Here is a 7000-nt window from a genome sequence, read left to right as displayed (position 1 = left end):
CCCACGACAGCGCCGCCGAACAGATGCCCGCGTTCGCGACGACCACGTCGAGGCGCCCGAACTGCTCGATCCCCGCCGGGATGGAGACATTCCACCGGTGCAGTGCCTCGTAGACGGCGCCGAGGTCGGCGCCCGCCGCGCCGGAGAACGCGCGGCGGGGCTCGTCCCAATGGACCGCGGCGGGTCTGGCCAGGGGGATGATCGAGCCGGGCCCCGCGTTGTCGACGAAGTCGTCGAAACAGTGGCCGCCCGAGCGTGCCGCGATCGGGGACCGTTCCGTGACCGCCGCCGCGACCGCCTCGCGGACGTCCTCGGTCGTCGTGGGCGCATAGATCTTGGCCGGTCGGGCCTGGAATCGGCGGTTGTAGCCGCGTGCGGCGAGTTCCTGATAGCCCGGATCTCCGGCGCCGAGGACAGGCGATGCGGCCCGGGCCGGTGGTCCGCCGAGCGCGGCGATCGCGCCACCGGCCGCGGCGGCGGTGATCAGCGTGCGACGGGAGAGCGACATGGGAGTTCCTTCCGCCCAGCAGCGTTCGCTCGGACCTTAGCCGACTGTTCGGCGGCGATGCGGGACATGCGGGGCGTGCGCGGCGTGCATCCTGTGCGCGATGGCAGTGACTGCATTATGTCGACCCTGCCGCCCCTTGGCCGGCGGGCGAGGTGGTCACCGGGGCGGGATCGACCGGCGGGCGGCGGGGTGTCGCGGACAGCAGGTGCGCCCCGAGCGCGGCCAGGGCGTACAGGGCGCCCGTCAGGCAGGATGCCCACCATCCCCACGTGGTGTACGTCCATGTCGTGGTGACCGCGCCCAGGGCCGAGCCCAGCGCGTAGAACACCATGTACGCGCCGATGACGCTGCCGGCCCGATCGGGCCGCGCGCTGGTCAGCAATTGCTGGCTGGTGACGTGGACGGCCTGCACGGCGAAGTCGAGGGCGATGACGCCGACGGCGAAGAGCAGCAGGGTCGATCCCGTGGTGCCCAGCAGAAGCCAGGACGCGACAAGGAGCGCGAGCGACCAGCCGGTCGTCGTCCGGGCGTGCCCGGCATCGGCCCAGCGACCCGCGCGGGCGGCCCCGAGCGCACCGGCCAGCCCGAGCACGCCGAACAGGCCGATCGCGGTGGATCCCAGCGACCACGGTTCGGCGCCGAGCGGCAAGGCCAACCCGCTCCACAGCGTGCCGAACGACGCGAACACGAAGAACGTCACCAGCCCGCGGCCCAGGAACAGCCGATCCCGTGTCAGCCGCGCCATCGACGCCATGACCTCGCCATATCGGGGCGCCGATACCCGGGGATCGGGCCGCAGGACGAGCCGCGCCGTCACCGCGAGCGCCACGCACGCCAGCGCGAGAACGGCGTAGACCGCCCGCCAGCCGACCGTGTCGCCCAGTGCCCCGGCCAGCACCCGCACCCCGAGGATGCCGAACACCACCCCGGAGGTGACGGTACCGATAGTGCGGCCCCGCTCCCTCGGCGCGGAGACCGCCGCTGCGTAGGCGACCGTCACCTGCACCACCACCGCGAAGAATCCCGCGATCGCCGCGCCCACCGCCGCGACGACCGCGGTCGGGGCGAGTGCGACCAGGGTCGTCCCGGCCGCGGTGAGCAGGAGGTGTCCGACGATCAGTCGTCGCCGATCGACCAGATCTCCGAGGGGAACGAGCAGAAGCAGCCCGCCGACATAGCCGATCTGCCCGGCCGCGACGAGCCACCCCAACGATCGCGGTGCCAGGCCCAGGTCCACACCGACATCGCCCAGCACCGGCTGGATCGCGTAGATCGTCGATACCGCCACGGCACACACCCCGGCCGCGACCCATCGCTGTGCGGTATCCACGAGCAACCTCCGATCAGTAGCAAAATGAAACCATTTGAGCGTATGACAGAATGGTTTCATATCGCAACCTATGGAGGTGGGCTCGATGGCGCTCGGCGTGGACCAGGACTGGACCGACCCGCACTGCCCGGTCGCCAGAACGGTCGACCTGATCGGGGATCGGTGGTCGCTGCTGATCGTCCGCGACGCCATGGACGGCGCCGCCTCGTTCACCGATTTCCGGCAGCGGCTCGGCATCGCGCGCAACATCCTGGCCGACCGGCTGCGCCGCCTGGTCGAGCACGGCATCCTGACGACGAGCACCGCGCCGGGCGGGAAGCGCCACGTCTACGCACTGACCGCGGCGGGCGGAGATCTGTTCACCACGATCGTGGCGTTGCGACAGTGGGGTGAGCGTCACGCCTTCGCGCCCACCGAAACCCATTCCACGCTCACCGATCTCGACGGCGGGGCCCTGCTCGAGCTGCGTCCACGCAACCGGGCCGGAGCGGAGGTGGACGCCGAGACGACGCGGGTGCGGAAGGTCTGATGCCCGGCGGCTGACGACGTGCGGGGGCGGTCCGGATGTGCTGTGATCGTGCGCGGGAGGGGATGCCATGCACGACGATGCCCACGACCGCCCAGTGGGTTCGCGGAACCGGATCGATCGGCGACGGCTCGCTGTGGCCGTCCCGGCCGGCCTGCTCGGAGCCGTCGCGGGGTCGTTCTGGTCGCGCTGCGTCTTCGTCGTCCTCCGGTCCCGGATCTCGGACGATCCGCTCGCCGACCCGCACGGTTACGGACTGATCTTCGGTTCCGTGTTCGCCCTTCCGGCCGCCGCGATCCTCATCGTGGCCCTGTCGTTCGTGGTTCCGCCGGGACGGGCGCGCACCCGCGTGGCCCGGATCGTGGCGCCACTGGTGTTCGGCGCCTCCCTCCTGCTGCTGGTCGCGCTGGTCACGGCGTGACCGCTATCGGGTGACCGGCGCGGGGGCGAAGGTCGCGGCGAGGTGGCGGCTGAGCGCCGCGTCCGTCGGGGAACCGACGTAGCCGAGGTAGCCGTCGGGGCGGATGAGAAACAGCGTGCCCGGCTCGGGGCGGTACCGGCGGGCGAATTCGCCGTCGCGATCGCTGAGGAGCGGCACGACCGTCGGTACCGATGCCGTGCCGGGCGCGGTGACGACGTAGGCGTCGACGTGGCCCGCGGCCTGGTCCCGCAGCCGGTCCAGTATCCGGTCCAGATCGGCGATCCCGGCCGTGGAGTCGGCATAGACGAGGGCGGTGTGCTCGGTGCCGGTGAGCAAGGTGAACAGCCGGAACGGGTCGGTCACCGCCGAGCGGGTGAGGCCGGTGGCGTCGGGCGCGCGGGTACCCGCCGCCGGCATGCGGGTCCCGGTCGGTGACGCGGTCACCAGGGGACTGTCCCGGTAGTCGATCAGTAGTTGAGCCTCGCGCAGCAGGAACCGGTCGGGATCCTGGTCGGTCGTCCCGACGCCCTCCTTGGCGTGGCGCACCGTACGCCCGACCACCTCCTCGCCGACGGGACGGCGCTCGGCGTCATAGCCGGCCAGCAGGTCCGGGGCCCCCGCGCCCGCGACGGCGAGCGCGAGCTTCCAGGCGAGATTGTGGGCGTCCTGGATGCCGGTGTTCATGCCCTGCGCACCGGTGGGCGGGTGGATATGGGCGGCATCGCCGGCGACGAAAACCCTACCCCGCGAATAGGAGTCGACGATGCGGTGACTGATCCGGAAGACAGAAGACCACCGCAACCGCGACGCCGTGACCGGTTCGGGTGCCAGGCGGTCCAGCACGGCCTGGATATCGGCCAGCTCCGGTCCGGGACCGGCGCGGAAACCGTGCTCGATGCCGTCCGCCGCGGCAGCCGCCGCCGGCTCCGGGGGAACCTGCATCGACACCCGGTAGCGGTGGTGGCCGGGCAGCGGGATGCAGACCAGGCTGTCGTCGGTGACGCCGTCGGTCTGATGCATCGCCCGCACTGCGTAGCCGGGTGGTTGCGACCAGTCCAGTTCCACATCGCCGAGCATGTACTGCTCGGCGAATGCGGCGCCCTCGAATGTCAGCCCGAGCGCCTTGCGGACCGTGCTGTGCGCGCCGTCGCAGCCGATCAGGTACCGGGCCCGGACAGTCTGCTCACCGCCGGGTCCGCGCAGCACGGCGTCGACACCCTGCTCGCCCTGGGTGAACCCGACGAGCGTCGTCGCGCGTTCGATCCGGGTCGCCATGGCGGTCAGCCGGTCCGTGAGGATGCGTTCGGTCTCGTACTGCGGGAGGCCGACGAACTGGAACGGCACCTCGGGCGGCAGGGTGAGTTCCAGCCGCCCCGCCGGCGCGCCGTTGACGTAGACGAGCTGCCCGCGCAATCGGATCGACGCGTCGAGGAACTCTCGCAGCAGCCCCATCGATTCGAAGACTTCCAGCGTGCGTGGCTGGATCCCGACCGCTTTCGCGTAGCGGGGCGGTTCGGGCAACGCGTCGATGATCCGGCAGCGCACCCCGCGCCGGACCAGCTCGATGGCCGCCACCAGTCCGACCGGACCGGCGCCGACGAGGAGGACATCCGTCTCGGCCATACGACATCACCTCGGGCTCGGGAAACCGCGTGAGTGTGTTCGCTGATCGTACGCCCGGCGCGTCAGCCACGGAGTCGCAGCACCGCGAGCACCCTGCGGTGATGGGTGTCCGACGGCGGCAGGTCGAGCTTGGTGAAGATGTTGCCGATGTGCTTCTCGACGGCGCGTTCGGTCACGGTGATGGCGGCGGCGATCGCGTTGTTGGTGAGCCCCTGGGCCATCAGCTCGAGGACTTCGCGCTCGCGGGGAGTGAGCCGGGCCAGGGAGTCCTGCTGGCGGGAGGCGCCCATCAGCTGGCTCACCACCTCCGGATCGAGGGCGGTGCCGCCGGTGGCCACCCGGTGCAGCGCGTCGACGAAATCGCCGACATCGGCCACCCGATCCTTGAGCAGATAACCCACCCCGCTCGCGCCCGCCGCGAGAAGTTCTGTCGCGTAGCGGGTTTCGATCCACTGGGAGAACACCAGCACGCCCGTGTCGGGGAATTTGCGGCGCAGCTCGATGGCGGCGAGCAGCCCCTCGTCGGTGAAGCTGGGCGGCATCCGCACATCCACCACCGCGACGTCGGGGCGCTGGGCCGCCACCACCTCGCTCAGCGTGGTCGCGTCGCCGACCATCGCCACCACCTCGTGGCCGCGCTCGGTGAGCAGGCCGGCCAGGCCGTCGCGCAGGATCGCGCTGTCCTCGGCGATGACCACCCGCAGCGGCGCGGTCACTGGGGCCCCGCCGTCGGCAGCACCATGGTGACCACCGTCGGACCACCGGCCGGACTGTTCACGGTGAGGGTGCCGTCGACCGCGCGCGCCCTGGCGGCGAGACCGGCCAGTCCGCTGCCGCCGGCGAGGTCGGTGCCGGGGTAGGGTGCGCCGCCGATGCCGTTGTCGCGCACGGTGATCGCGAGGGATCGCACACTGTCGGGCAGGACGGTCACGGTCGCGTGGGTGGCGCGTGCGTGCTTGACCACGTTCGTGAGCAGTTCGGCGACCGAGAAGTAGGCGATCGCCTCGATCGCGGGGCTCGGACGCCGGGGCAGGTGCACACGCAGCTCGACCGGGATCGCGCAGCGGGCCGTCAGCGTCTCCAGCGCGGGGCCGAGCCCGAGTTCCAGCGCGGGCGGGTGGATGCCACGGACCAGTTCGCGCAGCTCGGTCAGCGCGTCCTTGGCGCTCGCGCGGGCCTCGGCGACGAGGTCGCCCGCGTCGCCACCGACGGCCAGCCGTTCCTCGGCGCGGCCGAGTGCCATCGCGATGGTGACCAGTCGTGCCTGGGTGCCGTCGTGCAGATCGCGTTCGACCCGGCGCAGGGTGGCGGCGGCGTCGTCGACGGCGGCGCGCCTGCTGGCGCGCAGCTCGGCCAGTTGCCGATCCCGCGGCGTCGCTGCGAGCAGGTGCGTGATCAGCATCCGGTGCGGCCAGCAGGCACCCCGGATGAGCCACGGCAGCGCGAAGCACAGCACGATGCCGACGGCCGACATGGCCAGCACGCGCGGCCAGGTGTCGACGTAGAACGAACCGAACTGGGCGAGGCTGTGCCGCTCGACGCCGCCGGCGTCCACCTGGACCGGATCGAACAGCACCCAGGGGATGGGCGAGATCGCCGTGAAACCGACCATCGCGGTCACCACGAGCACCAGGTAGCCCACCACGACACCGAACACCGACTGCGCGAGCAGGAACAGTACGGCCCGCCAGCTCGGCCGATCGGTGAAGGCGGCGCGCAGGAACCCCAACAGGCCGCGCCCGCGGGTGAAGGCCGGTGGCGCGTCGACCTCGACATCGAGCAGGCCCGCGCCGAGGGACCGGTAGATCCGGCCCCAGACCCGGCCGCCGAGCAGGACCAGCGCCAGCACGGGGATACCGATCAGGAAGATCGACGCGTAGAGGCCGCCACCGAACCCGAAGAACAGGTAGCACACGGCCACACAGCCCAGCACGAACGACAGCAGCAGGTACGCGAACTCCTTCCAGGTCCTGGCCTGAATCGGGGCCCGCAGGACGGTGGCGAGCACACCGCCACCGCGCTCCGCGTCCGGCGGCGGGACGTCGAGCACGGCGGTCGGTGAGCCGGAGCTGTCGATGACGAGGGTCGGCTCGGCAGGTGTGTCGGTCATGACTCCCATGGTTGTCGCGGCGGCGCCGGTTCTCGATGGAGCTGGCCACCGACTCGGTGGTGTAGCCAGCCACACCCTTTCTACCCGGCGCGCGGACCGCCGCGTGCGTCCCGTCGGCTCGGCCGCGCCGCCTCGATCCGTGTCGCGAGCTCGACCAGGTCGGCGGCGGGTCCGGACGGTGGGGAACGGCGGTGCCAGATGGCGCGGAACTTCCTGGTCAACGGGACGGAATCGGCCAGCGGCACCTCGTAGAGGGTCCCGGCGCGGAGCTCGTGCGCGACGATGAGCCGGCTGACCACAGCCGGGGCCGTCCCGCCTCGCGCGGTCGCGAGAATGGCCGCGGCCGAACCGAGTTCGGCGGCGAGCTGCCCGGCGTATTCTGGTGTCGGCTTGCCGCACACCAGCACCACCTGTTCGGGGTCGAGGTGGTCGGCGGCCAGTGCTTCCCTGGCGGCGGCGGCCGCGTGCTCGACGAGTTCCGG

General features: G+C 71.7%; 7 protein-coding genes and 1 pseudogene. 2 read left to right on the top strand and 6 right to left on the bottom strand.

The genetic code is table 11. The features are described 5' to 3' along the window. Both QH270_RS11595 and QH270_RS11590 read right to left on the bottom strand, forming a co-directional pair. Window positions 1–508: pseudogene (locus tag QH270_RS11595) on the bottom strand (hypothetical protein); the annotation flags it as partial. Between the two features lie 115 nt (window positions 509–623). After that, on the bottom strand, window positions 624–1838 hold the full coding sequence (locus QH270_RS11590; RefSeq protein ID WP_280340808.1) for an MFS transporter: 1215 nt from the start codon (window positions 1836–1838) through the stop codon (window positions 624–626). A gap of 85 nt (window positions 1839–1923) precedes the next feature. Between QH270_RS11590 and QH270_RS11585 the strand changes: the two genes are divergently transcribed. Together QH270_RS11585 and QH270_RS11580 are read left to right on the top strand one after the other, a co-directional pair. Next, window positions 1924–2367: a winged helix-turn-helix transcriptional regulator gene (locus QH270_RS11585; protein ID WP_280340807.1), complete on the top strand. Its 444-nt coding sequence runs from the start codon at window positions 1924–1926 to the stop codon at window positions 2365–2367. A 67-nt stretch (window positions 2368–2434) separates the two neighbouring features. Next, on the top strand, window positions 2435–2785 hold the full coding sequence (locus tag QH270_RS11580; RefSeq protein ID WP_280340805.1) for a hypothetical protein: 351 nt from the start codon (window positions 2435–2437) through the stop codon (window positions 2783–2785). A 3-nt stretch (window positions 2786–2788) separates the two neighbouring features. Here QH270_RS11580 and QH270_RS11575 read toward each other — a convergent pair whose 3' ends face one another. From QH270_RS11575 to QH270_RS11560, 4 genes are all read right to left on the bottom strand, one after another. Next, window positions 2789–4408, bottom strand: coding sequence for an FAD-dependent monooxygenase (locus QH270_RS11575; RefSeq protein WP_280340804.1), 1620 nt, complete (start codon window positions 4406–4408; stop codon window positions 2789–2791). A gap of 62 nt (window positions 4409–4470) precedes the next feature. Next, entirely contained in the window at window positions 4471–5124 is a 654-nt protein-coding gene (locus QH270_RS11570) for a response regulator transcription factor (protein WP_280340803.1), read from the bottom strand. Further along, a complete protein-coding gene (locus QH270_RS11565; RefSeq protein WP_280340801.1) occupies window positions 5121–6518 on the bottom strand; it encodes a sensor histidine kinase in 1398 nt (465 codons plus the stop codon). The genes QH270_RS11570 and QH270_RS11565 overlap by 4 nt, the downstream gene beginning before the upstream one ends. A gap of 80 nt (window positions 6519–6598) precedes the next feature. After that, the coding region (locus QH270_RS11560; protein WP_280340800.1) for a LysR substrate-binding domain-containing protein at window positions 6599–7000 on the bottom strand (402 nt) is incomplete at its 5' end.

The organism is Nocardia neocaledoniensis, from assembly GCF_029868625.1.
Classification (GTDB): Bacteria; Actinomycetota; Actinomycetes; order Mycobacteriales; family Mycobacteriaceae; genus Nocardia; species Nocardia neocaledoniensis_A.
Note: the sequence above shows the minus strand (reverse complement) of the source record. Positions and strands in the feature narration are given on the sequence as shown.

Excerpts from the sequence above, each read along its gene's own strand:
- QH270_RS11575 (WP_280340804.1), bottom strand. The coding sequence starts at position 4,408 with ATGGCCGAGACGGATGTCCTCCTCGTCGGCGCCGGTCCGGTCGGACTG.
- QH270_RS11565 (WP_280340801.1), bottom strand. The coding sequence starts at position 6,518 with ATGACCGACACACCTGCCGAGCCGACCCTCGTCATCGACAGCTCCGGC.
- QH270_RS11580 (WP_280340805.1), top strand. The coding sequence starts at position 2,435 with ATGCACGACGATGCCCACGACCGCCCAGTGGGTTCGCGGAACCGGATC.
- QH270_RS11585 (WP_280340807.1), top strand. The coding sequence starts at position 1,924 with ATGGCGCTCGGCGTGGACCAGGACTGGACCGACCCGCACTGCCCGGTC.